Consider the following 24,901-nt stretch of genomic DNA (forward strand, 5'->3'; position numbering starts at 1 on the left):
ACCTCAGCCCAGCCCCTGGCGGCGGGCGCCGCGCAGCTGGTCGAGCACCGTGGCGAAGGGCTGCGGCCGTCCCACCGCGTAGCCCTGGGCGTAGTCCACGCCGAGGCGCGCCAGGTGGTCGAGAATCTCCCGGCTCTCGACGAACTCCGCCACGGTCACCGCGCCCAGGCGCTGGGCGATCTGGTTGATGGAGTCGACGATGGCCTGGTCCACCGGGCTCTTGTCCAGGTTACGGACGAAGCTGCCATCGATCTTGATCGCATCGACGGCGAAGTTCTTCAGGTAATTGAACGAACTCAGGCCGGAGCCGAAGTCGTCCAGCGCCACCTTGCAACCGAGGTCGCGCAGCTTGTCGACGATTCGCGAGGCCACCGACAGCTGGTTCATCAGCGCCGTCTCGGTCAGTTCGAAGTACAGCCGCTCCGGCCCCAGCGGCGAGTGTTCGATGCGGTCCAGCAGGTAGGGCAGGAACAGCGGGTCGTTGAGCGAATTGCCGGACAGGTTGATGCCGATGGTCAAGCCATCGATGGCGGCGATCCGCGGCCCGAAGTTGATCAGCGCCTCATTGATCACCCAGCGGTCGATGCTGGCCATCAGGTTGAAGCGTTCTGCGGCGGGAATGAAGGCGCCCGGCGGGGTCATCTGGCCATCCGGATCGTACAGCCGCAGCAGCAGTTCATAATGCCGGCCGCCATCGCGGCGCGCGACGACCGGCACGATTTCCTGCGCCTGCAGCTGGAAACGGTCGTTCTCCAGGGCTTCGCGCAGGCCGCTGGCGAGCAGGATGTCGCGGTGCTGGCGCTCCACTTCCTCGTGGCCGAACTGGTACACCGAGACCCGGTTGCGCCCGGCGTGCTTGGCCGCGTAGCAGGCCACGTCGGCCTGGCTCATCAGTTCGCTGGTGCTGCGCGAGGTGGCGGTGAGCGCGGTGATGCCGATGCTCGCGCCCACGTCGTAGACCCGCCCCTCCCAGGGGAAGCGCACCGAGCAGATCTGCTCGATCAGCTTGCTCGCCACTTCCTCGGCCACCGCCAGGTCGCAGTCGAACAGCAGCAGGCCGAACTCGTCGCCGCCCAGGCGCGCCAGGGTGTCGGAGGCCCGGGTACGGTCGGCGAGGATCCGGCTCAGCTCGCGCAGCAGCATGTCGCCGGCGGCGTGTCCGGCGGAGTCGTTGACCACCTTGAAGCGGTCCAGGTCGATGAAGCACAGCGCATGCTGGCTCGCCCGCTCCTGCGCATTGGCCAGCGCGCGCCGCAGTTCCTCCTCGAACTTGGTGCGGTTGAACAGCCCGGTGAGGGCATCGTGGGAAGCGTGATAGCTCAGCTCGCGCTGCATCGCCCGGGCCTTGGTGACGTTCTGGAACACCAGCACGGTGCCGATGATCTCGCCGTCACGGGTGCGCACCGGCGCCGCGCAATTCTGGATGTCGTGCTGCTCGCCCTTGCGGCTGATCAGCGTGGCGCCATCTTCCAGGTAGAACACCCGGGTGTTCTGCAGGCAACGTCGCACCGGGCTGTCGAGGGTATCGCCGGTGTCGCTGTCGAGCACGTTGAAGACCAGTTCGTGCGGCGCGCCGAGTGCATCCTGCAGGGTCCAGCCGGTCATCGCCTCGGCCACCGGGTTCATGAAGGTCACCCGGCCGCCGGCATCGGTGGTCAGCACGGCGTCGCCGATCGAATAGAGGGTGACCTGCAGGCGTTCCTTTTCCTCGTACAGGGTTTCCGCCAGGGTGCGGATCTCGGTGATGTCGCTGTTGATGCCGATCATCCGCACCGGCCGGTTGTCCTCGTCGCGGGTCAGCGTGGCGATCGCCCGCAGGTGGCGGACCTGCCGGTCCGGACGGACGATACGGAACTCGCAGTCGAACTTCTGCAGCCCGCTGAGGGCGCGATCCAGCTCGTGCAGCACACGCTCGTGGTCGTCCGGATGGAGGGCCGCCTGCCATTGCTCCACCGTGGTCTCGCCCGGCCCGCTGCGGATGCCGTAGAGATCGAACATGCGGAAGTCCCAGTGCAGGTGGTTGTGCCGCAGGTCCCATTCCCAGATGCCGATCTGGCCGGCATCGGTGGCCAGCTTGACCCGCTCGGCCAGGCGCTCGCGCTCCAGCTCGGCGCGCTTGCGGCTGTCGATGTCCTCGACCTGGGTCACGAAGTACTGGGCGATGCCTTCCTCGTCGCGCACCAGCGACACGCTGATGCGCGCCCAGAAGGTCTCGCCGTCCTGGCGCAGGTAGCGCTTTTCCATCTGGTAGGAATTGATCCGGCCGGCCAGCAGGTCGCGGACCAGGTCGAGGTCCAGCTCCAGGTCGGCGGCATAGGTGATCGCCTGGAACGTCAGCTCGCCCAGGCGCTCGGCGGGATAGCCGAGCATCCGGCACAGCGCCTCGTTGACCTTGAACAGCCGGCCGTCCAGCGCCACCAGGGCCGTGCCGATCGCCGAGAACTCCATGGCCCCGCGGAACTGCGCCTCGCCGATGGCCACCTGATGCTGCTCGCGCCGGCTGCGCTCCATGATCACCGAGACCAGGAATGCCGGGATCAGGGTCAGGGCCATCGGCAGGTACAGCAGCGGTTCGCCGAAGCGCTGCTGGGACGATTCGGGAGCGAACACACCCATGGCGATCAGTACGGCGATGAAGCAGGTGTTAAGGCAACCGATCAGCGCGGTGCCGAACACGCTGGTGCTGGCCGCCGCCACCAGCAGCGGCAGCAGCACATAGATGAAGGAGTACGGCAGCCGGGTCAGGGCCACGAAGCTGATGAACAGGGTCGCCAGCAAGAGCATCGCGTTGTCCACCCCGGCGCGCCCGGAGAGCCCGTGGCGCCATGTCGCCAGGCTGCTGGCCAGGCACAGCGGGAGCAGCGCGAGCATGCCCATCGCATCGCCGACATACCAGCGCGCCCACATCTGCGGGAAGCTTCCCAGGCCGAACAGGCTGACCAGCGCCGCCCCCACCGAGGCGCCGAGCAACGGCGGTACCAGCGCGCCGGCCCAGAGCACGCGCACCGCCGAAAGCAGGTTGAAATCGAAGTCCTCGCGCACCCGGTTCATCCGCAACAGCATCGCGGCGAAGGTCGCCTCGCTCAGGTTGGCCGGAAGGAAGGCCGCGCTCATCCACAGGCTGTCGCCATACAGGCGGTTCGCCGCGAGGTTGGCCAGGGCGGTGCAGAACAGGATCATCGGCCATTGGCGCAACGGCGCGCGCAGCAGGGCCGCGGCGAGGATCGCGTTGGGCAGCCAGATCGCCGCGATGGTGGCGGGCTGGCGCGACAGGTAGATGCAGGCCAGGGCGGCGAGAAAGAATAGCGCGCCGGTCCGCATACCCGGCCAGAGTCCGTTATCCCCGATTTTGCCACTGAACATCCGCTCGAATCCCCGGTACCTGCATCAAAGGAGCTGCGCCCGCCGAACAGACTTCAGCGTAGCGCGGAAAAACCTCAGACGTAGGTAACGGCAGCCAGGTCTCAGACTGTAGCGAAACGGATGCGGAAGCAGGCGCCGCCCAGTCCGGAATCGTCCAGGCTCAGTTCGCCGTCGTAGCTTTCGATGATGTCCAGGGCCACCGCCAGGCCGATGCCCTGCCCCGGATGCTGGGTGTCGGCGCGCTCGCCGCGCTGGATGATCCGCGCGCGCTGCTCGGCGGGGACTCCGGGACCGTCATCCTCCACCCACAGCTCCGAGTAGCCCGGCCCCAGCCGCGCGCCCACGCGGACCTTGCCCAGGCACAGGCGATAGGCGTTCTCCAGCAGGTTGCCGAGCAGCTCCAGCAGGGCGCCGCGCTCCACCGGCACGCTGAAGGTGGGCGAGAAGTCGCGTTGCAGGTCGACGCGCTTGTCGCGGTAGACCTTGTCCAGCGCGTCGCACAGCGTCGCCACCAGCGGCGCCAGTTGTTCGCGATGGCGTACCAGGCCGCTCTTGCGCAGACTGGCGCGCTGCAACTGATAGCCGATCTGCTGGCTCATGCGCTCGATCTGGCCCTGCAGCACCCGCACCTGCTCGCGGTTGCCGGGCTGTTCGGCGAGCTGGTCGCCGACTCCCTGCAGCACCGCCAGCGGTGTCTTCAGGCTGTGCGCCAGGTCGCCTAGGGAGTGCCGGTAGCGCTCGCGCTGCTTGTGCTCGCTGCGCAGCAGCCGGTTCAGCGAATGGGTCAGGCGCAGCAGCTCGCGGGGGTGCTCCTCGCTGAGGCTCTGGCGCTCGCCGGATTCGATCTGGTCCAGCTCGGAGCTCAGCCCGCGCATCGCCCGGAAGCCCCAGGTCAGGCCCAGCCAGAGCAGGCCGAGCAGTACCAGCAGGGCACCACCGAGCCACAGGTAGAGCTGTTCGCGGAAGCCCTTGAGCAGACTCTCGAACTCGCTGACCGACTGCATGGTGACGATGCTGTAGGCAGCCTGCTTGCCGCGCAGCAGGTCGATCTCGACGTCGAACACGAAGAACTCCTCGCCCTTCGCGTCGCGGGTGGTGTGGAATTCGTTGCCGCGCCCGTCGTAGCGCGGCGTGTAGTGGATCGACTCGTCGGCCGCCGAGGTCGAACTCCAGAGCAGATGGCCATTCTGGTCGTAGATGTAGCCGAGGACCTTGGCCTCCGGCAGGTTGAATTCCTCCACCGGCAAGTGCTCGGGCATCACCAGGCGGCCATGCTCGACCCGCGCCGCCGACACCAGGGTCGCCACGTCGGCGGCCAGGCGCTGCTCGATGGTGTTCTCCAGGGCGATGCCGAAGGCCCGCTGCAAGGCCGGCAGCAGCGCCAGCATGAACAGCACCGCCAGGGTGGCGGCGCCGAGCATCAGGCGGACACGGAGGGAGCGGATCACCGGCAGCGCTCGGTGAACAGGTAGCCCTGGCCGCGCACCGTGTCGATCGGCTTGAAGCCGCCGCAGGCCTCGAGCTTGCGCCGCAGGCGGCCGACCAGCACCTCGATGACGTTGGCGTCGCGCTCCTCGTCGTCGGGATAGAGCTGCTCCATCAGGCGCTCCTTGGCCACCACCTGCTGGTGATGACGCATGAGGTATTCGAGGATGCGGTATTCGTAGGCGGTCAGCGCCACCGGTTGCTCCCCGACCAGCGCCTGCTTGCGGTTCAGGTCGAGCAGCAGCGGGCCGGCCTCGATGGTCGACTGGACGAACCCCGAGGAGCGTCGCAGCAGCGCGTTCAGACGCGCCTCCAGCTCCTCGAACTGGAACGGCTTGACCACGTAGTCGTCGGCCCCGGCGGCCAGACCCTCGACCTTGTCCTGCCAGTTGCCGCGGGCGGTGAGGATCAGGATCGGGAAGGCCTTGCCCTGCGAGCGCAGCTCGCGGATCAGGTCGAGGCCGCTCATGCCCGGCAGGCCGAGGTCGACCACCGCCAGGTCGTGGTGGTACTCGCTGACCCGGTAGAGGGCTTCCTCGGCGTCCGGGACGGCGTCCACCACATGCCCCTGTTCACCCAGGCGGGTATAGAGGTGGTGGCGCAGCAGCGCCTCGTCTTCCACGACCAGCAGTTTCATGAGGTTCCTCCGGATGAGATGCGGCCGGACCTTGCGGCCCGGCCATCCAAGCATGCCCTCGCGGGCGCTGCGCGGTCACTTAGAACTTGTAGTTGGCGCCCAGGTAGAACTGCGAGCTGCTGTGCAGGTCGAGGGAACCCAGCTTGTTGCCGCCATGCGGGGTCATCTCGGTGCTGGCGTTGGTGCGCAGGTAACGATAGCCGCCTTCGATCGACGCGCTCTTGCTCAGCTCCTGCAGGATACCGGCCTGCAGGCCCGCCGCGTAGCCGACGTCGCTGTCGCGCTTGAAGCCCTTGCCGTCCTGCTCCAGCTTGACCAGGCCGAGGGTGGCGCCGCCGAACAGCTTGGTGTTGTTGTCGCCGATCGGCAGGAAGGCGTCGTAGCTGCCGAGCAGGTTCTGCTGGCGCAGCTTGTTGCCGCTGTTGGTGTCGGAGATGTTCTCGTAGGTCGCGTAGTAGCGGCCCTGCTCGAACTGCTGGCCGGCGCGGATGCCCCAGGTGCCGGTGTTGTCGATCACCTTGTCGAGGTTCGGGCTGTTCAGGTTGCGGTTCAGCGACTTGGACTTCTGGATGTTGTTGCTGGTCTCGCCCCAGGTCAGGCCGACGAAGTTATCGGCGGCCTGGGCGCCAGCGGCCGAGCCCAGCAGGGCGGTAGCGATGAAGAGAGTCTTGAGTGCGTTCATGGTGTTTCTCCGTTCTGCGAGGGTCGTGTAGATCACGGCTTGCAGAGTACGGACAGGGTACTGAACCGCCCCTGAACGCTTGCTGAACCCGCGCTGAACGGCTCGCGTTTGCCGGTGAACGCTCTGTTTCCAGGCCGCCGCGCGCCGCGCTCGACGAGGTTTTTGCCCGCACTGCGAGTAGGGTCTAGGCTCTCTACAGTCGTCTGCACAGAGGCTGGGCGAATGAACGAACAACCCGACCAGGGACGCGTCAAGGGCATGGAAGCCAGGCTCTTCCTGTTCCTCGTGATCTGCCTGTTCCCGCTGCTGTCCGTCGCACTGGTCGGCGGCTTCGGCTTCTGCGTCTGGATGTACCAGCTGCTGGCCGGCCCGCCCGGGCCGCCGGCCTGAGGTCGAACATGCCCACTCGCCGAGAGCTGTTCGGTCGCCTCGGCGGGCGTCCGCCGACGCGCCGCCCGCCATGGACCGCCGCCGACTTCGCCGCACGCTGCACGGGCTGCGCCGCCTGCGTCGAGGCCTGCCCGGAAGCTGTGCTGCGGATCGGCGCCGGACGGCTCGCCGAGCTAGACCTGTCCGCCGCGGGCTGCAGCCTCTGCGGGGAATGCGCGCAGGCCTGCGGCGCCGGGCTGATCGGCACCGGCGGCCGGGCCTTCCCCTGGGTCGCCGCGATCGGCGAAGACTGCCTGGCCCTGGCCGGGATCCACTGCCGCAGTTGCCAGGACGCCTGCGAACCCGCCGCGATCCGCTTCCGCCCGGCGCCCGGCGGCGTCGCCCTGGCCGAGCTCGACAGCCAGCGCTGCAACGGCTGCGGCGCCTGCCTGGCGCCCTGTCCGAGCCAGGCCATCCAGCTGCGCGCGCTGTCCACCGAGGAGTCTCCACGACATGCCTGAAGCCCTGCAGATCGCCAGCCTCATCCTGCATTGCCGGCCCGATCGGCTGCCGGCGGTGAAAGCCAACCTGGCGCGCCTCGACGGCCTGGAGATCTACCAGGAAAGCCCGCAGGGCAAGCTGATCCTGGTACTGGAAGCAGAACGCGAAGAACAGATTCTCGACACCCTGGGTCAGTTGCAGAACCTGCCAGGAGTGCTCAACGCCGTGCTGGTCTACCACGAGATCCTGCACGACGACGATAGCGACGACGCGGCGGCCATGACCGACCGCGCGATACCGTGCTCGCCCGAGGAGACAATCGATGAACCTCACCCGTCGTGAATTCGCCAAGGCCAACGCCGCCGCCATCGCCGCGGCGGCGGCCGGCCTGCCGATCCTGGTCCGCGCCAGCAACCTGGTGACCGAGGCGGACGTCACCAGCCTGGTCTGGAACAAGGCCCCCTGCCGTTTCTGCGGCACCGGTTGCAGCGTGATGGTCGCCACCCGCGACGGCCAGGTGGTGGCCACCCATGGCGACATCAAGGCCGAGGTCAACCGCGGGATCAACTGCGTGAAGGGCTACTTCCTGTCGAAGATCATGTACGGCAGCGACCGCCTGACCCGCCCGCTGCTGCGCATGAAGGACGGCAAGTTCGACAAGCAGGGCGAGTTCCAGCCGATCAGCTGGGAGCAGGCCTTCGACATCATGGCCGAGAAGTTCAAGGCCGCGCTCGAAGCCAAGGGCCCGGAGTCGGTCGGCATGTTCGGCTCCGGCCAGTGGACGGTCTGGGAAGGCTATGCGGCGAACAAGCTGTTCAAGGCCGGCCTGCGCAGCAACAACATCGACCCCAACGCCCGCCACTGCATGGCCTCGGCGGTGATGGGCTTCATGCGCAGCTTCGGCATGGACGAGCCGATGGGCTGCTACGACGACATCGAGGCCACCGACAGCTTCGTCCTCTGGGGCTCGAACATGGCCGAGATGCACCCGGTACTCTGGTCGCGGGTCACCGACCGCCGGCTCAGCGCACCGCAGGTCAAGGTCGCGGTGCTCTCCACCTTCGAGCACCGCAGCTTCGAGCTGGCCGACATCCCCATGGTGTTCAAGCCGCAGACCGACCTGATCATCCTCAACTACATCGCCAACCACATCATCGAAAGCGGCGCGGTGAACCGCGACTTCGTCGAGCGTCACGTGCGCTTCGCCCACGGCGCCGAGGACATCGGCTACGGCCTGCGCCCGGACGACCCGCTGGAGAAGAAGGCGAAGAACGCCGACAAGGCCAACACCTGGAGCGACATCGACTTCAACGCCTTCGCCGAGTTCGTCAAGCCCTACACCCTGGAGCGCGCCGCCCGCGAAAGCGGCGTGCCGGCCGAGCGCCTGAAGGCTCTCGCCGAACTCTACGCCGACCCCAGGCGCAAGGTGGTGTCGTTCTGGACCATGGGCTTCAACCAGCACACCCGCGGGGTCTGGGCGAACAACCTGATCTACAACATCCACCTGCTCACCGGGAAGATCAGCGAACCGGGCAACAGTCCCTTCTCGCTCACCGGCCAACCCTCGGCCTGCGGCACCGCGCGCGAGGTCGGCACCTTCTCCCACCGGCTGCCGGCCGACCTGGTGGTGACCAACCCGAAGCACCGGGAAACCGCGGAGAAGATCTGGAAGGTGCCGGCCGGTACCATCCAGGAAAAAGTCGGCTTCCACGCCGTGCAGCAGAGCCGGATGCTCAAGGACGGCGTGCTCAACGTCTACTGGACCCAGGTCAGCAACAACATGCAGGCCGGTCCCAACGTGATGCAGGAGGTGCTGCCCGGCTGGCGCAACCCGGACAACTTCGTGATCGTCTCCGACGTCTATCCCACCGTCTCGGCCCAGGCCGCCGACCTGATCCTGCCCAGCGCCATGTGGGTGGAGAAGGAAGGCGCCTTCGGCAATGCCGAGCGCCGCACGCAGTTCTGGCACCAGTTGGTGAAGGCGCCAGGGGAGGCGAAGTCCGACCTCTGGCAACTGGTGGAATTCTCCAAGCGCTTCACCACCGACGAGGTCTGGCCCGCCGAACTGCTGGCGAAGGCCCCCGAGCTGAAGGGCAAGACCCTCTACGAGGTGCTGTTCCGCAACGGCCAGATCGACCGCTTCCCGGCCAGCGACCTGGCCAAGGGCTACGCCAACGACGAGGTCGACGCGTTCGGCTTCTATATCCAGAAGGGCCTGTTCGAGGAATACGCCGCCTTCGGTCGCGGCCACGGCCACGACCTCGCCCCGTTCGACGCCTACCACGAGGCGCGCGGCCTGCGCTGGCCGGTGGTGGACGGCAAGGAAACCCGCTGGCGCTACCGCGAGGGCTACGACCCCTATGTGAGCAAGGGCAGCGGCGTGCAGTTCTACGGCTATCCGGACAAGAAGGCGATCGTCTTCGCCCTGCCCTACGAGCCGCCGGCCGAGGCACCGGACCGGGATTACCCGTTCTGGCTCGCCACCGGCCGGGTGCTCGAGCACTGGCATACCGGCAGCATGACCGCGCGGGTTCCGGAGCTGTACAAGGCGGTGCCCGACGCGGTGGTCTACATGCACCCCGACGACGCGCGCCAGCTCAAGCTGCGCCGCGGCAGCGAGGTCAGGGTAGTCAGCCGGCGCGGCGAGATCCGCGCGCGGGTCGAGACCCGAGGGCGCAACAAGCCGCCCCAGGGCCTGGTGTTCGTACCGTTCTTCGACGCCAACAAGCTGATCAACAAGGTCACCCTGGACGCCACCGACCCGATCTCCAAGCAGACCGACTACAAGAAGTGCGCCGTTCGCATCGAACTGCTCAACCTGGCCTGAGGAGCGCGCCATGAAACCTCTGCTGACTGCCCTGCTCCTCGTCCTGCTCGGTGCTCCCACGGCCTTCGCCGCCGACCCCGGCTACCCGCTGGACGCGCCCGCCCCCGACGGCCGCCGCCCCGGCGGCACGCTGGCCGAGAGCCGTCCGGCGCCGCCGCTGGCGGCCGAGGAAAACAAGGACCTGAAACGCGAGCGCAACTACCCCGAACAACCGCCGACCATTCCCCACAGCATCGTCGGCTATCGCATCGACAAGGACAGCAACAAGTGCCTGTCCTGCCACAGCCGCGCCAACAGCGCGCGGACCCAGGCGGTGATGATCAGCATCACCCACTACATGGACCGCGACGGCCAGCCGCTGGCCGCCGTCTCGCCGCGCCGCTATTTCTGCGTGCAGTGCCATGTGCCGCAACAGGACGTGAAGCCGCTGGTCGACAACCGCTTCGAGAACATCGACCAGATCCTCGAGAAAGAAGCCGCCAATGCGGCGCGCAAGCCCTGAGGGAGGCCGCATGAAAGCACTCATCGCCTGGCTGGCCGGTTACTGGCGGGTCCTGCGTCGTCCCAGCGTGCATTTCAGCCTGGGCTTCCTGACCCTTGGCGGCTTCATCGCCGGGATCATCTTCTGGGGCGGCTTCAATACCGCGCTGGAAGCCACCAATACCGAGACCTTCTGCATTTCCTGCCACGAGATGCGCGACAACGTGTTCGCCGAGCTCAAGGACACCATTCACTACAGCAACCGCTCCGGGGTCCGTGCCACCTGTCCCGACTGCCACGTGCCGCACAAGTGGACCGACAAGATCGCGCGCAAGATGCAGGCCTCCAAGGAGGTCTGGGGCAAGATCTTCGGCACCATCAATACCCGCGAGAAGTTCCTCGATCACCGCCGCGAGCTGGCCGAGCACGAATGGGCGCGGCTCAAGGCCAACGACTCGCTGGAATGCCGCAACTGCCACAACTTCGAGTTCATGGACTTCACCCGGCAGAGCGTGCGCGCGCGACAGATGCACTCCACCGCGCTGGCCAGCGGCGAGGCCACCTGCATCGACTGCCACAAGGGGATCGCCCACCACCTGCCGGACATGACCGGAGTGAAAGGCTGGTAGCGCCGCCCGCGAACCGGGCGGCGCGGCGGGCTCAGGGCTGGGCGCCCTCGAGGGCCTCGAGGATCCTGCGCCCGGCGCGGCCATCGGCCGGCGTCAGGCCGAGGCGCTTCTGCTCGGCCTGGATCGCCTTGCGCGTGCTGGTGCCGATCAGCCCGTCGGCCTCGCCGATGTCGTAGCCGCGCGCCAGCAGCGCCTTCTGCAATTGCTTGCGCTCGATCCGGCTGATGCCCGGGTCGTCGGTCGGCCAGGACGCCACCAGGCCGCTGCCGCCGCGCAGGCGATCGGAAAGCAGGGCGATGGCCAGCGCATAGCTTTCCGCGGCGTTGTAGGAATAGATCGCATCGTAGTTGCGATAGACCAGGAAGGCCGGGCCCTGGGCCCCGGTCGGCAGGAGGATCGCGGCCTTCTCGTCGCCGCCCGGCAGCGGCTGCCCGTCGACCCGCTTCACCCCGCGGGCGACCCAGGCCGACAGCGGCTGGCGCTTGCCGCGCCCGGCCAGGCCGGCGGGGAAATCGGCCGGCACCTTCACTTCGTAGCCCCACGGCTGTCCCGTGCGCCAGCCGGCCTTCTTCAGGTAGTTGGCGGTGGAGCCGAGGGCGTCCGGCACGCTGCCGACCAGGTCACGCCGGCCGTCGCCGTCGAAATCCACGGCGATCCGCGCATAGGTCGACGGCATGAACTGGGTATGACCGAAGGCCCCGGCCCAGGAGCCGGTGATGCCGGCGTCGCGGATGTCGCCGGCCTGCAGCAGCTTGAGGGTGGCGAGGAACTCGCCCTGGAAAAACGCCTGGCGACGCCCGTAGCAGGACAGGGTCGATAGCGAGGTCAGCAGCGGGCGCTTGCCGAAGATCCGCCCGTAGTCGCTTTCCACGCCCCACACCGCCACCACCGTGTACTTGTCCACGCCGTAGCGCGCGGCCACCCGCTCGAGCAGCTCGTCGTACCGGGCGAGCATCGCCTTGCCATCGCTGACCCGCTGTTCGTCCACCAGGCCAGCCAGGTAGTCCCACAGCGGGGTGGTGAACTCCGGCTGCGCGTCGAGCAGCTCGAGCACGCTCAGGTCGGCCTGCAGGCCGCTGGTGAAGCGCGCATAGCTGTCTGCGGAAATGCCCTGTGCCTGGGCCTTCTTCTGCAGGCCGGCGAGGCAGGAAGGGAAGGTCGAGGCGTCGGGCTGCGCCAGGGCCAGCGTGGGCAGCAACGCCAGCGAGGAAAGAAGAAGACTGCGCATGGGTTTTCCTTGTGCGGTGAGCGGTCGTCCATGGCACCGGCGGGCTCCCCCGGCGCCGAAAGCCTAGTGGCCTGTGCGGTGGATTCGATCGAAGTTCGGGTACCGGGACTACGCCGAGGAGCGGCAAACGCGGCATGGCGAAGCCCGGCGCCGAAATCGACGGGTCGAATCAGCCACACAGTCCGCTAGCCTACCGCCCCGTCGGGAGCGACGCCATCTCCCCCCCTGAATGAAAGCCGGCTGAAACCCTGCTCGGGCAGACTGGCGACGGAATGCGCTTGCCGGGTGTCTCGTGGCCGATCCGCCGCGTCACACCTGGAGCCTGGATGCGACGGCGCACCTACGCGTCGATTTTCCGGGCACTGGCCGGGCGTCCGCCTGTCCAAGCAGTGTTCCCCGCCTCCGTCCACAAGCCGGAGCCGGCCCCGACGGTCCCCAGGACCACCGCTGGAAAGCCGGGCGGCCGCCATCCGCCGCCGTCCCGGGCTTTCCGCCCTCACTACACGTTTCGGAGTACAGCCTTGATCCACTGGTTGAGCGACCCGACGTTCTGGACAGCCCTGCTGCAGATCGTCGCCATCGATATCCTCCTGGGCGGCGACAACGCCGTGGTCATCGCCCTCGCCTGCCGGCACCTGCCGGCGCACCGGCGCAAGCAGGCGATCTTCGGCGGCGTCGCCGGCGCCATCCTGATCCGCATCCTCCTGCTGTTCTTCGCCCTGCACCTGCTCGACCTGCCGTACCTGAAGGTGATCGGCGCGCTCCTGCTGCTGTGGATCGGCATCAAGCTGCTGCTGCCGGAGGAGGAGAACGGCGACGACATCAAGGGCAGCACCCACCTGCTCGGCGCGATCAAGACCATCATCATCGCCGACGCGGTGATGAGCCTGGACAACGTCATCGCCCTGTCCGCCGCCTCGGCCGGGGATTTCTTCCTGGTCTCCCTGGGCGTGCTGATCAGCATCCCGATCATCGTCTGGGGCAGCCAGCTGATCCTGCGCCTGATCGACCGCTTCCCGCTGATCATCCTCTTCGGCGGCGGCCTGCTCGGCTGGATCGCCGGCGGCATGCTGCTCACCGACAGCGCGCTGAAGCCCTGGCTGGCGCCCTACGCGCAGTGGGACCATTACCTGCACTACGGCGCGGCGGCCTTCGGCGCGCTGTTCGTGATCCTCGTCGGCAGCCTGCTGGCGCGTCGCCAGCTGAGGCGGCGGCATGCCATGCCAGCGGACGCCGAAGGCGAAAGCAGTTGAGCCGAACGGGGCGCCCAGGGGCGCCCCGTTCTATTTCTCCCTTCAGATATTGGTGCTCGCCGGAATCCGGCTCGGCAGCAGGAACTCGTAGGGCCGGCGCCGCGCCTGGTTGCGCGTGCGGATGATCGCCTCGACCTCCTTCAGGCGCGCCTGGAAGCGTTCCAGCGGTCCGCCGCTAGCGGTCACCCGCGCGTCCGAGAACACCGGCGCATAAGGGAAGCCGGTCTGCCGGTAGTCGCCCAGGCGACCGTGGTAAACCGAACCGAGCAGGTGGTAGATGTTCACCTTCTCCAGCGCCACCAGGGTCGGCGGCATCATCTTCAACCAGTCCGCCTCGCTCTTGCCGCTCGGCGAGTCCGGCGCCGGCGCCGCGCTCATGGCGCAGATCGCCGGCGCGTAGGTCATCATCGAAGGCTGCGGGAAATTGACCGCCGCGTGCTGCGCGGAGGCGGTGAAGATCACCATGGTCAGCACCTCGACCAGTTGCGCCCGGCTGGCGATCGGGCGGAACCCGGCCACCTTGCCGCTGCCGATCACTTCGCCGACCCAGGCCGCCAGCTCGACATCGCCGGTCACGTCGCCGTCGCCGACGTAGTACACCGCCACGTAGTCGGCCACCCACTGGCGGATCGCGTTCCACACCAGCAGGCCGTCGTCTCGGTAGGGATAGTCCGGCAGCGCGAGCGGATCGTCGACGTTCCGCGCCTTCAGGTTCTCCGGCAACATGCCGCGGTAGAAGTCGAAAGCCAGCCGATTGCCGCCGGCGGTGGCCTGGGTGTCCTGGATCGGCGCGGCGAACATCACGTCGATGAAGCCGGCGCTCGGCAACAGGATCCGCGCCGCCCCCTCGTTGATGAACAGGGTCCCCTCGAAGTGCGGGGCGAGCAGGACATGCAGCGGATGGGTCGGCGCCAGGGTGCGCTGGGTAGCCAGGCAGAACGCCTCGCTCACCAGGTGGGTCTGGGCCAGGTGGACGAACATCTCGTGGTAGTTCTCCTCGGCCACCTGGACCACCGTCTTGGCCATCTGCCAGCCCCAGTACAGCTCGCTTTCCGACTCGGCGGGGCGCACGAACATCGGATGGGTCGCCGGGTCCTGGCCGCACTGGATGGCCACCGGCAGCAACGTCGCGCGGTCCTTGCCGAGGGCGAACAGGGCGATCGGCGCGTAGGCGAAGCCCGTGCCGGTAAGCGGCTTGTCCACCCCGCCCACTGGCGCCAGCTTGCCCAGTTCGGCGTAGTCCAGCAGGTACAGGCGGCGGCTGGCCGCGGCTTCCAGCAGGCTGTCGTCGGCGCCCATCACCCGGCGGAACTGCTCTTCGCTCAACGGAAAGTTGCCCGGCAACGCATCGACGCGGCGGATCAGCAGCGGGTTCGGCCCGGCCACCCGCCAGTGGGCGAACGCTTCGTCGTCACGGAAGCTGTCGGCGACCTGCGGCAGGCGCAGGGTGCCGAACACCGCGCGAAAGCGGTTCAGGCCATCGTCCTGCCCGTCCTGGGTAACCAGGTTGCTGGCGCTCTTGAGGATGTCGTCGACCAGCAAGCCGACCCGTGTCAGCAGGGCGATCACCCGTGCCTGCAACTCAGTGAAGCGCAGCAGCAGGCTGGCGGCCGCGGCCGGGTCGTTCTTCGCCTGCTCCAGCAACTCTGCATGGACCTTGCGCGCCGCCTCCAGGTCAGCGCTGAGTCCGGCGGCGATCCGCTCGAACTGGGCGGCGGCCGAGGCCGGCAGCGAGGCAACGAAATTGACGATCAGCTCGACGATCACTGCGCCGGTCTTCAACAGCCAGTCGACGTTCGGCAATTCACCCAGGGGCACCGAGCGTGCCATCGGCACACCTTTGACATTGGCGAAGTTTGCGGTCCAGACATATGCCAGCTTCTTGCCGGACAATACCGCGCGCCGCGCCAACTTCCCGGCCAGGTTGTCGTATTGCGGCAGACTCGGTGGAAGCAGATTGTCCAGCAAACTTCGCGAGGCATCGATAGATCGTTGTTGTTCCGCCCCCAGATATTTCAAGGGCGAAAAGAATATCGAGTCATTGGCCAGTGCGGTTCCGCTCAGGGTGATACCCGACAAGAGCACACTCCTGCGTTTCATATCATCGACTCCATCAATGCATTCACAGGGAACGACTCGATGCCGAGGCATCGAGTCGTTCTTTCAACGGTGCGTTCCGATCAGCTGTAGAGCCCTTCGCCACTTTCCTTGTTGTAATGCAGCGGAACGTTGTGGTTGTCGGTCCCGCCGAGAATCTTGCCCACGGTGATCGCCGCCACCGACGGCACCTGGAACGCCAGCAGGTCCACCAGTTCGTGGGTACGGTTGAGGCCGATGGCGCTGGCGACGTTGCCGATGCTGGAGAACAGTGGGGAATTGAGGAAGGAGTTGGCCGCGTAGACGCCATTGATGATGGCGTCGCCAAGGAATGTCCCAGCGCCGGCGACCTGTTCCACTTCCGCCTGGTCGAGAACCGGCAATGCATTTACCTGATCGTTCATATCGAAGACTCCCTATATTTCATTGAAATGAAAGTTTCTCGCTGATAACAGCCAAGGAACATTCACGCCCCGAACTTTCCCGGAACGTGAAAAATCAATAGCGACAGGTAAAACCGGCAATAAGCTGACGCTTCGCACAGTTGACAGGAAGTTACTTAATCAATAGTTATCCACAATAATTATTGGCGGTATTTTTTTGACTTGGCGAATTACCGGACGGCAACCGGCAAGCGACAACTCCCGGCCGCGCGGGAACGCGCCCTTCCGGATAACGGAGGAGGATATTCGTCGAGCGCGGTATTTATTCGATGCGGGGAGCCAAGGCAAAAGAATGTACTCAAGTACCAGAAGCCGCGCTTCGCCCGGGCATTTCACCCTTTACAAAACATGGATATTTTTCTTCACGCGCGGAATTCCCGCCTCCGCACCTGTCAACTCTTGCAGTTGTGAAATCCTGCGAAGGCAGGTAGTGCGCGACGCACCACCGTCCTATCGTCACTGATGGCGAACGTGCAGCTCGCTGAAGGTTGCCCGTCCGCCTTCGCTGGAAGGCCCGCGGTTGTCCTGCAGATAGAGTCCGGCCTTGAAGTACAGCCCCTGGTAGGCCCATTGCGGGTCCAGCCGCTGCTCCAGGGCGCTGCCGTTCACCGAGACGCTGAGCAGGCCGTCGCGGGAAACGCCGATGCGGTAGCTGAACGACTGGCCCAGGGGGATCCCGTCCATCAGCGTGTAGACCCTGGTCCCGCTGTCATCCGGGCGCTCGCGCACCAGCGCCTGGACGCGCCCCTGGTCGAGACGCAGCTGGTAGAGCAGCTTCACCAGCGGCGCGGCCTGGCCACTGTTGCTGCCGTCGCTGTGGATCTGGCCGATGATCATGCGCCGGGTCGAGGGCACCGCCTCGATGCGCAGGGTCGCCTGCAGCCAGTTGTCGGCCCTGGCGTAACGCCAGTTGTAGGGCCTGCCGCTGGACAGGGTCTCGCGCAGCTCGCTGCGCGGGAACTCGCTGTTGCGCGTATGGCTGCCGTTGACCGGCACCCAGAAGCGAATGCCTTCGGCGGTGCGCTGGAAATAGTCGCTGCGGTAGTCGCGCTGCAGTTGGCTGGTGGAGATGGTGATGGCCGGGCGGCCCTGGGGGATGGTCAGGTTCCAGGTACTCAGGTCAGGCATCCAGACGGTGTCCTAGCGAGGGGAAGGGAATCGCCCATAGGGTAGATGAGCGCCGCGCGCTTTGCCCGGCCCGGGCGGCCCGCGCTTGAGCGGCGCAGGGCCGGCACCGAGGGTTTTTCCCGCGACCCGCGCGCAAGCGTCTATCTTGATCGGGGACCCTTTCACGGAGAGACGCCATGCGCCTGCTCAGCGCCCTGTTGCTCATCGCCTGCGCGTTCGGCGCCCAGGCCGCGATCCAGACCCGCGAGATGCCCTACCAGGGCGCCGACGGCACGCGCATGGTCGGCTATTTCGCCTACGACGACAGCAAGCCGGGAATCCGCCCCGGCGTCATCGTGGTCCACGAATGGTGGGGTCTCAACGACTACGCCAAGCGCCGCGCCCGCGATCTCGCCGGACTCGGCTACAGCGCCCTGGCCATCGACATGTACGGCGATGGCAAGCACACCGGGCACCCGCAGGACGCGATGGCCTTCATGCAGGCCGCGACGAAGGACGCCGACGCCGCCAGGACGCGCTTCCTCGCCGGCCTGGAACTGCTGAAGCGGCAACCGCAGACCGATCCCAGCCAGGTCGCCGCGATCGGCTATTGCTTCGGCGGCAAGATCGTCCTCGACATGGCTCGCCAGGGCCTGCCGCTGGCCGGCGTGGCGAGCTTCCACGGCGCCCTCGGCACCACCACCCCGGCCAGCAAGGGCAGCGTCAGGGCGAAGATCCTGGTGGAGCACGGCAGCGCCGACAGCATGGTCCCGACCAAGGACCTCGACGCCCTGAAACAGGAGTTGAGCGCCGCCGGCGCCGACTACCAGGTGGTGATCCAGGACGGCGCCAGGCATGGCTTCACCAATCCGGACGCCGACACGCACCAGGGCCACGGCCTGGACATCGGCTACGACCGCCAGGCCGACCAGCGCTCCTGGGCGGACCTGCAGGCGTTCCTCGAGGACATCTTCAAGCGGGGCTGACCCGGCCTCGACGCATAAAAAAACGGGAGTCCCCGGAAGGACTCCCGTCTTGAAAGGTCGAGACAGGACAGTATCCCGTCATCAACAAACAACCTCACCTGCATTCCACGGGAATGCGCGGCGCAGTCTGTCAAAACCGGGCCTCGCGGTCCGTTTTCCTTTGTTGCGCTTTTGCAATCTTGTGTAAGCGCCGCGTGACTGGTGGGCCACGTCGGGAACCGGCACAATGCGCGCCATGAACGACCGTCTTCCCGCCTTCTGCTCCCCGCTGGACGCCCACTGGCCGCTGCCCGTCGCGCTGCCCGGCGTGCAGTTGCGCAGCACCCGCTTCGACCCGGCGCTGCTGCAACCCGGCGACTTCGCCCTGGCCGGCATCCAGCCGCCGGCGAACATCCTCCGCGCGGTGGCCAAGCGCCAGGCCGAATTCCTCGCCGGACGCCTCTGCGCGCGCGCGGCCCTGTTCGCCCTCGACGGCAACGGCCAGGTGCCGGCCATCGGCGAGGACCGCGCGCCGGTCTGGCCGGCCGCGATCAGCGGCTCGATCACCCACGGCGACCGCTGGGCCGCTGCCCTGGTGGCGGCGCGCGGCGACTGGCGCGGCCTCGGCCTGGACGTGGAAACCCTGCTCGAAGCCGAACGGGCGCGCTACCTGCATGGCGAGATCCTCACCGAAGGCGAGCGCCTGCGCTTCGCCGACGACCTGGAGCGACGCACCGGCCTGCTGGTGACGCTGGTCTTCTCGCTGAAGGAAAGCCTGTTCAAGGCGCTCTATCCGCTGGTGGGCAAGCGCTTCTACTTCGAACATGCGGAACTGCTGGAATGGCGCGCCGACGGCCACGCCCGGCTGCGCCTGCTCACTGACCTGTCGGCGGAGTGGCGGCACGGCAGCGAGCTGGACGCCCAGTTCGCCGTGCTCGACGAGCGCCTGCTCAGCCTGGTGGCGGTCGGCGCCTGATCAGGCCTTCCCCGGCGTGCGCCGCGACGGCCGCAGCGCGCGGCCTTCCGCCAGGCGCTCGACGGCGCGGGCGGCGGCGACCATGCCGAAGGTGGCGGTGACCATCATCACCGCGCCGAAGCCGCCGGCGCAGTCCAGCTTCACCCCTTCGCCGACGAAACTCTTCGACTGGCACACCGTGCCGTCCGGCTTCGGGTAGCGCAGCTGTTCGCTGGAGAACACGCAGGGCACGCTGTAGGTGCGTCCCGGCGTGCGCGAGAAGTTGTAGTCGCGGCGCAGGGTGGAACGCACCTTGGCCGCCAGCGGGTCGTTGAAGGTCTTGTTCAGGTCGGCGACCTGGACCTGCGTCGGATCGACCTGGCCACCGGCGCCGCCGGTGCTGATCACCGGGATCTTGCGCCGCTTGCACCAGGCGATCAGCGCGGCCTTGGCGGCCACGCTGTCGATGCAGTCGATGACGTAGTCGAAGTCCACGATGTACTCGGCCATGGTCTCGCGAGTGACGAAATCGGCCACCGCGCGGACCCGGCAGGCCGGGTTGATGGCCAGGATGCGCGCGGCCATCACCTCGACCTTGGCCTTGCCCACCGCGCCCTCGATGGCGTGCACCTGGCGGTTGGTGTTGGTCACGCAGACATCGTCGAGGTCGAACAGGGAAATCTCGCCGACGCCGCTGCGCGCCAGCGCTTCCGCCGCCCAGGAACCGACCCCGCCGACGCCGACCACCGCCACGTGGCTGTCGGCCAGGCGCTGCAGCCCCTCGCGACCGTACAACCGGCCGATACCGCCGAAGCGCTGTTCATCCACCTGCATCACCCACCCCTGAAACATCCGATCGCGAATTGCCGCGCATTATAAAAAGCCGGGCGCGCCGCGTCGCCTGCGTTCTTGCAGCCTGCCGCGGCGACCGGGCCAGACCTGCAAGGGAGCCGCCAGCCCGGCGCCTGAGTGCCTCGCAGGGGCGCGGGACAGCATGCGAGGAGGCACCGGACAGAGCGGCGCTTGGGCGCAGCCCATGGAAACCCGCCCGGGGGTAGCGCTTCGCGCTACTCGCCTGCGCCCGATCCGGGCGCTGGATACTCCGGAGGGCGGATAGCCGTAACGCGGTTATCCGCCGCCGCGCCGAGGTTGCCGATCCGAAACGCCCGCCTAAACGGCGCCCCTTCGCCAGCGTTTATGCTTTAAGATTCCCCCTTTCCCGCTCGACCCGTTCAGGATGCCCTCCCCATGACCGCCTCTTCGCCGAGTCTCTCGCCGACCCTCGAACTCGCCTGCGAGTTGATCCGCCGCCCCTCCGTCACCCCTGTCGACGCCGATTGCCAGGCCCTGATGATGCGCCGCCTGGAAGCCGCCGGCTTCGCCCTGGAGCCGATGCGCATCGAAGAGGTGGACAACTTCTGGGCGCGGCGCGGCGGCGACGGCCCGGTGCTGTGCTTCGCCGGGCACACCGACGTGGTCCCCACCGGGCCGGTGCAGGCCTGGCAGCACCAACCCTTCGACGCCCTGATCGACGAGCAGGGCATGCTCTGCGGGCGCGGCGCGGCGGACATGAAAGGCAGCCTGGCGTCGATGATCGTCGCGGTCGAGCGCTTCGTCGCCGACCATCCCGGGCACAAGGGCGCCATCGCCTTCCTCATCACCAGCGACGAAGAAGGCCCGGCCCACCATGGCACCAAGGCGGTGGTCGAGCGCCTCGCCGCGCGCGGCGAGCGCCTGGACTGGTGCATCGTCGGCGAACCGTCGAGCACCAGCCTGGTCGGCGACGTGGTGAAGAACGGTCGCCGCGGCTCCCTCGGCGCCAGGCTGACCATCCGCGGCGTGCAGGGCCACGTGGCCTACCCGCACCTGGCGAAGAACCCGATCCACCTGGCTGCCCCGGCGCTGGCCGAACTGGCGGCGGAACACTGGGACGACGGCAACGCCTTCTTCCCGCCGACCAGCTTCCAGATTTCCAACCTGAACTCCGGGACCGGCGCCACCAACGTCATCCCCGGCGAACTGAGCGCGCTGTTCAACTTCCGCTTCTCCACCGAATCCACCGTCGAAGGCCTGCAGAAGCGCGTCGAGGCGATCCTCGACAAGCACGGCCTGGACTGGCATATCGAATGGGCGCTGTCCGGCCTGCCGTTCCTCACCGAACCGGGCGAGCTGCTCGACGCGGTGGCCGCCAGCATCAAGGCGGTCACCGGCCGCGAGACCCGGCCCTCGACCAGCGGCGGTACTTCCGATGGACGCTTCATCGCCACCATGGGCACCCAGGTGGTCGAGCTCGGCCCGGTCAACGCCACCATCCACCAGGTCAACGAGCGGGTCCTGGCCAGCGACCTGGAACTGCTCACCGAGATCTACTACCAGACCCTGGTGAGGCTGCTCGCCTGATGCTGATCTGCCCGCTCTGCTCCGCCGCCCTGGGAACGGTCGACAACGGCGTCGCCTGCCCCGCCGGGCACCGCTTCGACCGCGCCCGCCAGGGCTACCTGAACCTGCTGCCGGTGCAGCACAAGAAAAGCCTCGACCCGGGCGACAACGCCGCCATGGTCGAGGCCCGCCGCCAGTTCCTCGGCGCCGGCCACTACGCGCCGCTGGCCCGGCGCCTGGCCGAGCTGGCCGCCGAGCGCGCGCCACGGCGCTGGCTGGACATCGGCTGCGGCGAAGGCTACTACAGCGCCCAGCTCGGCGAAGCCCTGGGCGACGCCGAGGGCTACGCCCTGGACATCTCCCGCGAGGCGGTGAAGCGCGCCTGCCGTCGTGCGCCACAGCTGACCTGGCTTGTGGCGAGCATGGCGCGGTTGCCGCTGGCCGAGGCCAGTTGCGAGCTGATCGCCAGCGTATTCAGCCCGATCGACTGGAACGAGGCGGTGCGCGTCCTCGCCCCCGGCGGCGGCGTGCTGCGCCTGGGCCCGGCCAGCGCGCACCTGCTGGAGTTGCGCCAGCGCCTCTACGATGACGTGCGCGACTACGCCGACGACAAGCACCTCGCCGGCCTGCCCGCGCCGCTCAGCCTGCGCCATACGGAAACCCTCAGCTTCCGCCTGGCCCTGGACAGCTACGAAGCGCGGGAAAACCTCCTGGCCATGACCCCGCACGGCTGGCGGGTCAACGCCGAGCGCCGCGCGCGGATCCTCGCCGAACCCTTCGAAGTCAGCGTGGCGGTGCGCTACGATTGGCTGCAACGCGACTGACCGTCCCCGAGAACCCCATGCGCCAACCGGATATCGAGATCTACCTGAAAGACGCCGAGCACGCGGCCGTCGCCGCCTGGCTGGAACAGGCGCTGGGCCCCTGCGGCCCGTGGCAGGAACGCGGCCAGACCCTCAAGTGCACGGCCCGCGGCGAACACGGCGCGGTGCGCGTCACCTGGCTGCCGAAGGCGGTGGGCAAGTGGCACAGCCTGTTCCTCGAGAGCGACAGCACGCCCTGGGACGACGACCTCGCCTGCGCCAGGGCCGCGCAGGCCGCGCTGGGCGTGGAGATCCGCTGCGCGCCGGGCGGCTGGGACGAGAACCAGGGCGAGGAAGACGCCGACCGCTGGCTGCGGGTCAGCGCCGAGGGCGTCGAGGAAATCACCTGGCGCACCGGCTGAACGACGAAAACCCCGCGCTGCGAGGGCCGCCCGTTGGCGGGCCTGGCGGGGTGGATGCGCTGGATGACAAAAGCCCGTCTCGCGACGGGCTTTTGCTTGCGGGAATCAGACCTTGGAGACGTCTTCCGCTTGCAGGCCTTTCTGGCCCTGGATCACCGAGAATTCCACTTTCTGGCCTTCCACCAGGGAGCGGTGACCCTCGCCGCGGATGGCGCGGTAGTGAACGAACACGTCCGGACCGCTATCGCGTTGAATGAATCCATAACCTTTGGCGTCATTGAACCACTTGACGGTTCCGACCTCACGATCAGCCATTACCACACTCTCCAACTTGCAATTTTTTATAAGTGGCCTTCCCAATCCGGGAAGACTTCGACGGTTCGGCTGCGCAACGCTGTTCTTGTTATCCGACCCCGGCAAAATGCCGTTGGAGCGGGCATTTCGAATGGCGTTCCACTAGCCACCGCGTCCCGGAGTATAAACAAACGAGTCCAACTGAAAAGGACTTTTTTAGCCCCTGGCGGAATACCTGCCACGCCCGGCGGGACTGGCCTTTCGATATGTTTTCGCTACGCCTGGAATACGTCTGCGCATGCACTTGCAGATAGCTAGCTGCCATATTTCCGTCAGCTTTTCAGCGGTCGCGCAGACCCGCCTTGCGCGGCCAGGCCAGGGTGAAGCAGGCGCCGCCCAGGGTCTCGCTGCGGCCGATGGAGGCCCGCCCGCCATGCCAGTAGACGATCCGCCGGACGATCGACAGCCCCAGGCCGTGCCCGCCGGAAGCCCGGGTGCGGCTGTCGTCCAGGCGCAGGAATGGCGTAAAGAGCCGCTCCCATTGCGCCTCCGGCACCCCCGGCCCGTCGTCCTCGACATCCACCCGGCACCGCTCCAGGCTGACCCGGTAGCTGATCCTGACCCGACGATCGGCATGCCGCAGCGCATTGGTCAGCAGGTTCTGCAGGGCCCGGTGCAGGTAGCGCGGCTCGGCCTCGATCCAGCTGCCCAGCTCCTCCGGCAGCAGCACTCCCTCCTCGCAGCTGACCAACACCTCGCGGCGCAGCGGGGCGATCTCCTCCACCACCTGGCGCACCAGCGCGCCCAGCTCCACGCGCTGGTAGGTCAGCGGCGGCGAGCCCTGCTCCAGCCGCGCGTAGGTGAGCATCTCGTCGACCAGCTTGTCGAGGTCCTGGATATCGTTGTCCATTCCCTCCAGGTATTTCAGGCGGGCAGCGTCGGTCTCGGCGGTCTCGATCATCTCCAGGCCGAAGCGCAGCCGCGCCACCGGCGTGCGCAGCTCGTGGGACACCGCGCGGACCATCTCGCGCTGCACCGTCAGCAGCCGGTGGATATGCTCGGCCATGTGGTTGAAGGCCGCGCCCAGGCGTCCCACCGAGTCGCCGCCGCGCACCTCGACGCGGGTGTCCAGGCTGCCCCGGGCGATCCGCGAGGCCGCCGCCTCCAGGCTGCGCAGACGCTGCTCCAGGCGGCGCACCAGCAGGTAGATGATCAGGCCGATGAAGCCCAGGCACAGGGCGCCGAGCAGCAACAGCAACTGCGGCGGATAGAGGTTCATCTGGTACAGCGGGCCCAGCTCCAGCACCCAGGGCGTGTCGAGGATGCCGGCGAAGATGCGGATCGAGTCGCCGTCCTTGCCCAGCGCCATCACCGTGTCGCCTTCCACCACCCGCCGGCGCTGGTCGTCGTCGAGGTCCAGCTCCTTGACCTGGAGCAGGTGCACCGGGAAGCCGAAGCGCTTGTCGCGGACGATCCGCGCCAGGTGGTAGGGCTGCTCGCTGGCCGGGTAGCGCACCAGTTCGTCCATCAGCAGGTAGACCGTGGCCCGCGCCAGTTGCTCGCTGACCTGCTGCACCTCGCCACTGAGCACCAGCCCCTCGGTGGCGCTGGCCTGGGTATGCACGGTGACGGTGTGCTCGGCGGTCTGCTTCACCAGCACCTGGCCGTTCATCAGCCGCGCGCGGCTGCGCCCGTCCAGCCGCAGCTCGTCCAGTCCGACCAGCCGCAGCGGGATGCCCATCAGCCGGCTCCACTGCGCCAGGGCGCGCTTGCGCTCGGTGGCGCTCATCGGCTGCAGGTTGTCGGCCATCAGGCGGAAAGTGCCGCGCGCCAGTTCCTCGCGGTAGTGCTCGCCGCGTACCTCGTTGATCCAGTGCAGGCCGAACAGGCCGAGGCCGCTGACCAGCAGCAGGGCCAGGAGCATGCCGCCATAGATGCGCAGGAAGATGGATTTCATCGGCGAGCCCCCATGGGTGTCGATG

The 24,901-nt window shown here is 67.5% G+C and carries 23 protein-coding genes; 12 read left to right on the forward strand and 11 right to left on the reverse strand.

Annotation, left to right across the window (positions count from 1 at the left end; genetic code table 11):
- Positions 1-3 precede the first annotated feature (3 nt).
- From B7D75_RS19190 to B7D75_RS19205, 4 genes are all read right to left on the reverse strand, one after another.
- Positions 4-3,363, reverse strand: coding sequence for a diguanylate cyclase (locus B7D75_RS19190; RefSeq protein WP_033998794.1), 3,360 nt, complete (start codon positions 3,361-3,363; stop codon positions 4-6).
- Between the two features lie 101 nt (positions 3,364-3,464).
- The gene (gene phoQ / locus B7D75_RS19195; RefSeq protein ID WP_034079546.1) at positions 3,465-4,811 is read right to left on the reverse strand and encodes a two-component system sensor histidine kinase PhoQ; all 1,347 of its coding nucleotides are present in this window, start codon (positions 4,809-4,811) and stop codon (positions 3,465-3,467) included.
- Positions 4,808-5,485, reverse strand: coding sequence for a two-component system response regulator PhoP (phoP, locus tag B7D75_RS19200; RefSeq protein WP_033998793.1), 678 nt, complete (start codon positions 5,483-5,485; stop codon positions 4,808-4,810). Before phoP ends, phoQ begins: the two co-directional genes overlap by 4 nt.
- Positions 5,486-5,564: 79 nt before the next feature.
- The gene (locus B7D75_RS19205) at positions 5,565-6,167 is read right to left on the reverse strand and encodes an outer membrane beta-barrel protein (protein WP_012076667.1); all 603 of its coding nucleotides are present in this window, start codon (positions 6,165-6,167) and stop codon (positions 5,565-5,567) included.
- Between the two features lie 222 nt (positions 6,168-6,389).
- Here B7D75_RS19205 and napE point away from each other — a divergent pair, with 222 nt between their 5' ends.
- The 6 genes from napE to B7D75_RS19235 are packed head-to-tail and all read left to right on the forward strand — an operon-like array spanning position 6,390 to position 10,973.
- A complete protein-coding gene (gene napE, locus B7D75_RS19210; protein ID WP_003082429.1) occupies positions 6,390-6,557 on the forward strand; it encodes a periplasmic nitrate reductase, NapE protein in 168 nt (55 codons plus the stop codon).
- 8 nt (positions 6,558-6,565) lie between these two features.
- Positions 6,566-7,057 (forward strand): ferredoxin-type protein NapF, encoded by a 492-nt coding sequence (gene napF, locus B7D75_RS19215; RefSeq protein ID WP_052151048.1) that lies wholly within the window; start codon positions 6,566-6,568, stop codon positions 7,055-7,057.
- Positions 7,050-7,379: a chaperone NapD gene (locus B7D75_RS19220; protein WP_034079545.1), complete on the forward strand. Its 330-nt coding sequence runs from the start codon at positions 7,050-7,052 to the stop codon at positions 7,377-7,379. The genes napF and B7D75_RS19220 overlap by 8 nt, the downstream gene beginning before the upstream one ends.
- Positions 7,360-9,864, forward strand: a complete 2,505-nt coding sequence (napA, locus tag B7D75_RS19225) for a nitrate reductase catalytic subunit NapA (RefSeq protein WP_107114332.1) — start codon at positions 7,360-7,362, stop codon at positions 9,862-9,864. The genes B7D75_RS19220 and napA overlap by 20 nt, the downstream gene beginning before the upstream one ends.
- A 10-nt stretch (positions 9,865-9,874) precedes the next feature.
- Positions 9,875-10,366 carry a nitrate reductase cytochrome c-type subunit gene (locus B7D75_RS19230; RefSeq protein ID WP_012076671.1) on the forward strand — a complete coding sequence of 164 codons (492 nt, stop codon included), beginning with the start codon at positions 9,875-9,877 and terminating at the stop codon, positions 10,364-10,366.
- Between the two features lie 10 nt (positions 10,367-10,376).
- Positions 10,377-10,973 carry a cytochrome c3 family protein gene (locus B7D75_RS19235; RefSeq protein ID WP_003148839.1) on the forward strand — a complete coding sequence of 199 codons (597 nt, stop codon included), beginning with the start codon at positions 10,377-10,379 and terminating at the stop codon, positions 10,971-10,973.
- 31 nt (positions 10,974-11,004) lie between these two features.
- Here the strand turns inward: B7D75_RS19235 and B7D75_RS19240 are convergent, their stop codons facing one another.
- Entirely contained in the window at positions 11,005-12,201 is a 1,197-nt protein-coding gene (locus B7D75_RS19240; protein WP_053817521.1) for a lytic murein transglycosylase, read from the reverse strand.
- Between the two features lie 521 nt (positions 12,202-12,722).
- Between B7D75_RS19240 and B7D75_RS19245 the strand changes: the two genes are divergently transcribed.
- The gene (locus B7D75_RS19245; protein ID WP_003148841.1) at positions 12,723-13,454 is read left to right on the forward strand and encodes a TerC family protein; all 732 of its coding nucleotides are present in this window, start codon (positions 12,723-12,725) and stop codon (positions 13,452-13,454) included.
- 42 nt (positions 13,455-13,496) lie between these two features.
- Here B7D75_RS19245 and loxA read toward each other — a convergent pair whose 3' ends face one another.
- The 3 genes from loxA to B7D75_RS19260 form a co-directional block, all read right to left on the reverse strand.
- Complete coding sequence (gene loxA, locus B7D75_RS19250) at positions 13,497-15,554, reverse strand: lipoxygenase LoxA (protein WP_107114333.1); 2,058 nt, start codon at positions 15,552-15,554, stop codon at positions 13,497-13,499.
- 80 nt (positions 15,555-15,634) lie between these two features.
- Positions 15,635-15,955 carry a hypothetical protein gene (locus tag B7D75_RS19255; RefSeq protein WP_034079537.1) on the reverse strand — a complete coding sequence of 107 codons (321 nt, stop codon included), beginning with the start codon at positions 15,953-15,955 and terminating at the stop codon, positions 15,635-15,637.
- Between the two features lie 495 nt (positions 15,956-16,450).
- Complete coding sequence (locus tag B7D75_RS19260) at positions 16,451-17,122, reverse strand: polysaccharide lyase family 7 protein (RefSeq protein WP_053817522.1); 672 nt, start codon at positions 17,120-17,122, stop codon at positions 16,451-16,453.
- Positions 17,123-17,298: 176 nt separating this feature from the next.
- Here B7D75_RS19260 and B7D75_RS19265 point away from each other — a divergent pair, with 176 nt between their 5' ends.
- Positions 17,299-18,087 (forward strand): dienelactone hydrolase family protein, encoded by a 789-nt coding sequence (locus B7D75_RS19265; protein ID WP_058129180.1) that lies wholly within the window; start codon positions 17,299-17,301, stop codon positions 18,085-18,087.
- A gap of 226 nt (positions 18,088-18,313) precedes the next feature.
- The gene (locus B7D75_RS19270) at positions 18,314-19,042 is read left to right on the forward strand and encodes a 4'-phosphopantetheinyl transferase family protein (protein ID WP_033998782.1); all 729 of its coding nucleotides are present in this window, start codon (positions 18,314-18,316) and stop codon (positions 19,040-19,042) included.
- On the opposite strand, the gene tcdA is transcribed toward B7D75_RS19270, so the two are convergent.
- Positions 19,043-19,855 (reverse strand): tRNA cyclic N6-threonylcarbamoyladenosine(37) synthase TcdA, encoded by an 813-nt coding sequence (tcdA, locus tag B7D75_RS19275; protein ID WP_012076678.1) that lies wholly within the window; start codon positions 19,853-19,855, stop codon positions 19,043-19,045. It lies immediately after the preceding gene.
- 414 nt (positions 19,856-20,269) lie between these two features.
- Between tcdA and dapE the strand changes: the two genes are divergently transcribed.
- The 3 genes from dapE to B7D75_RS19290 are packed head-to-tail and all read left to right on the forward strand — an operon-like array spanning position 20,270 to position 22,625.
- Positions 20,270-21,421, forward strand: coding sequence for a succinyl-diaminopimelate desuccinylase (gene dapE / locus B7D75_RS19280; RefSeq protein WP_033998780.1), 1,152 nt, complete (start codon positions 20,270-20,272; stop codon positions 21,419-21,421).
- Positions 21,421-22,224, forward strand: coding sequence for a putative RNA methyltransferase (locus B7D75_RS19285; RefSeq protein ID WP_012076680.1), 804 nt, complete (start codon positions 21,421-21,423; stop codon positions 22,222-22,224). Before dapE ends, B7D75_RS19285 begins: the two co-directional genes overlap by 1 nt.
- A gap of 17 nt (positions 22,225-22,241) precedes the next feature.
- Positions 22,242-22,625, forward strand: coding sequence for a hypothetical protein (locus tag B7D75_RS19290; RefSeq protein WP_003151966.1), 384 nt, complete (start codon positions 22,242-22,244; stop codon positions 22,623-22,625).
- A gap of 105 nt (positions 22,626-22,730) precedes the next feature.
- On the opposite strand, the gene B7D75_RS19295 is transcribed toward B7D75_RS19290, so the two are convergent.
- Both B7D75_RS19295 and B7D75_RS19300 read right to left on the reverse strand, forming a co-directional pair.
- Entirely contained in the window at positions 22,731-22,940 is a 210-nt protein-coding gene (locus B7D75_RS19295) for a cold-shock protein (protein ID WP_003082372.1), read from the reverse strand.
- Positions 22,941-23,259: 319 nt separating this feature from the next.
- Entirely contained in the window at positions 23,260-24,876 is a 1,617-nt protein-coding gene (locus B7D75_RS19300; RefSeq protein ID WP_034079533.1) for an ATP-binding protein, read from the reverse strand.
- Positions 24,877-24,901 lie beyond the last annotated feature (25 nt).

Origin of the sequence: Pseudomonas paraeruginosa, from assembly GCF_003025345.2 — a bacterium.
Classification (GTDB): Bacteria; Pseudomonadota; Gammaproteobacteria; order Pseudomonadales; family Pseudomonadaceae; genus Pseudomonas; species Pseudomonas paraeruginosa.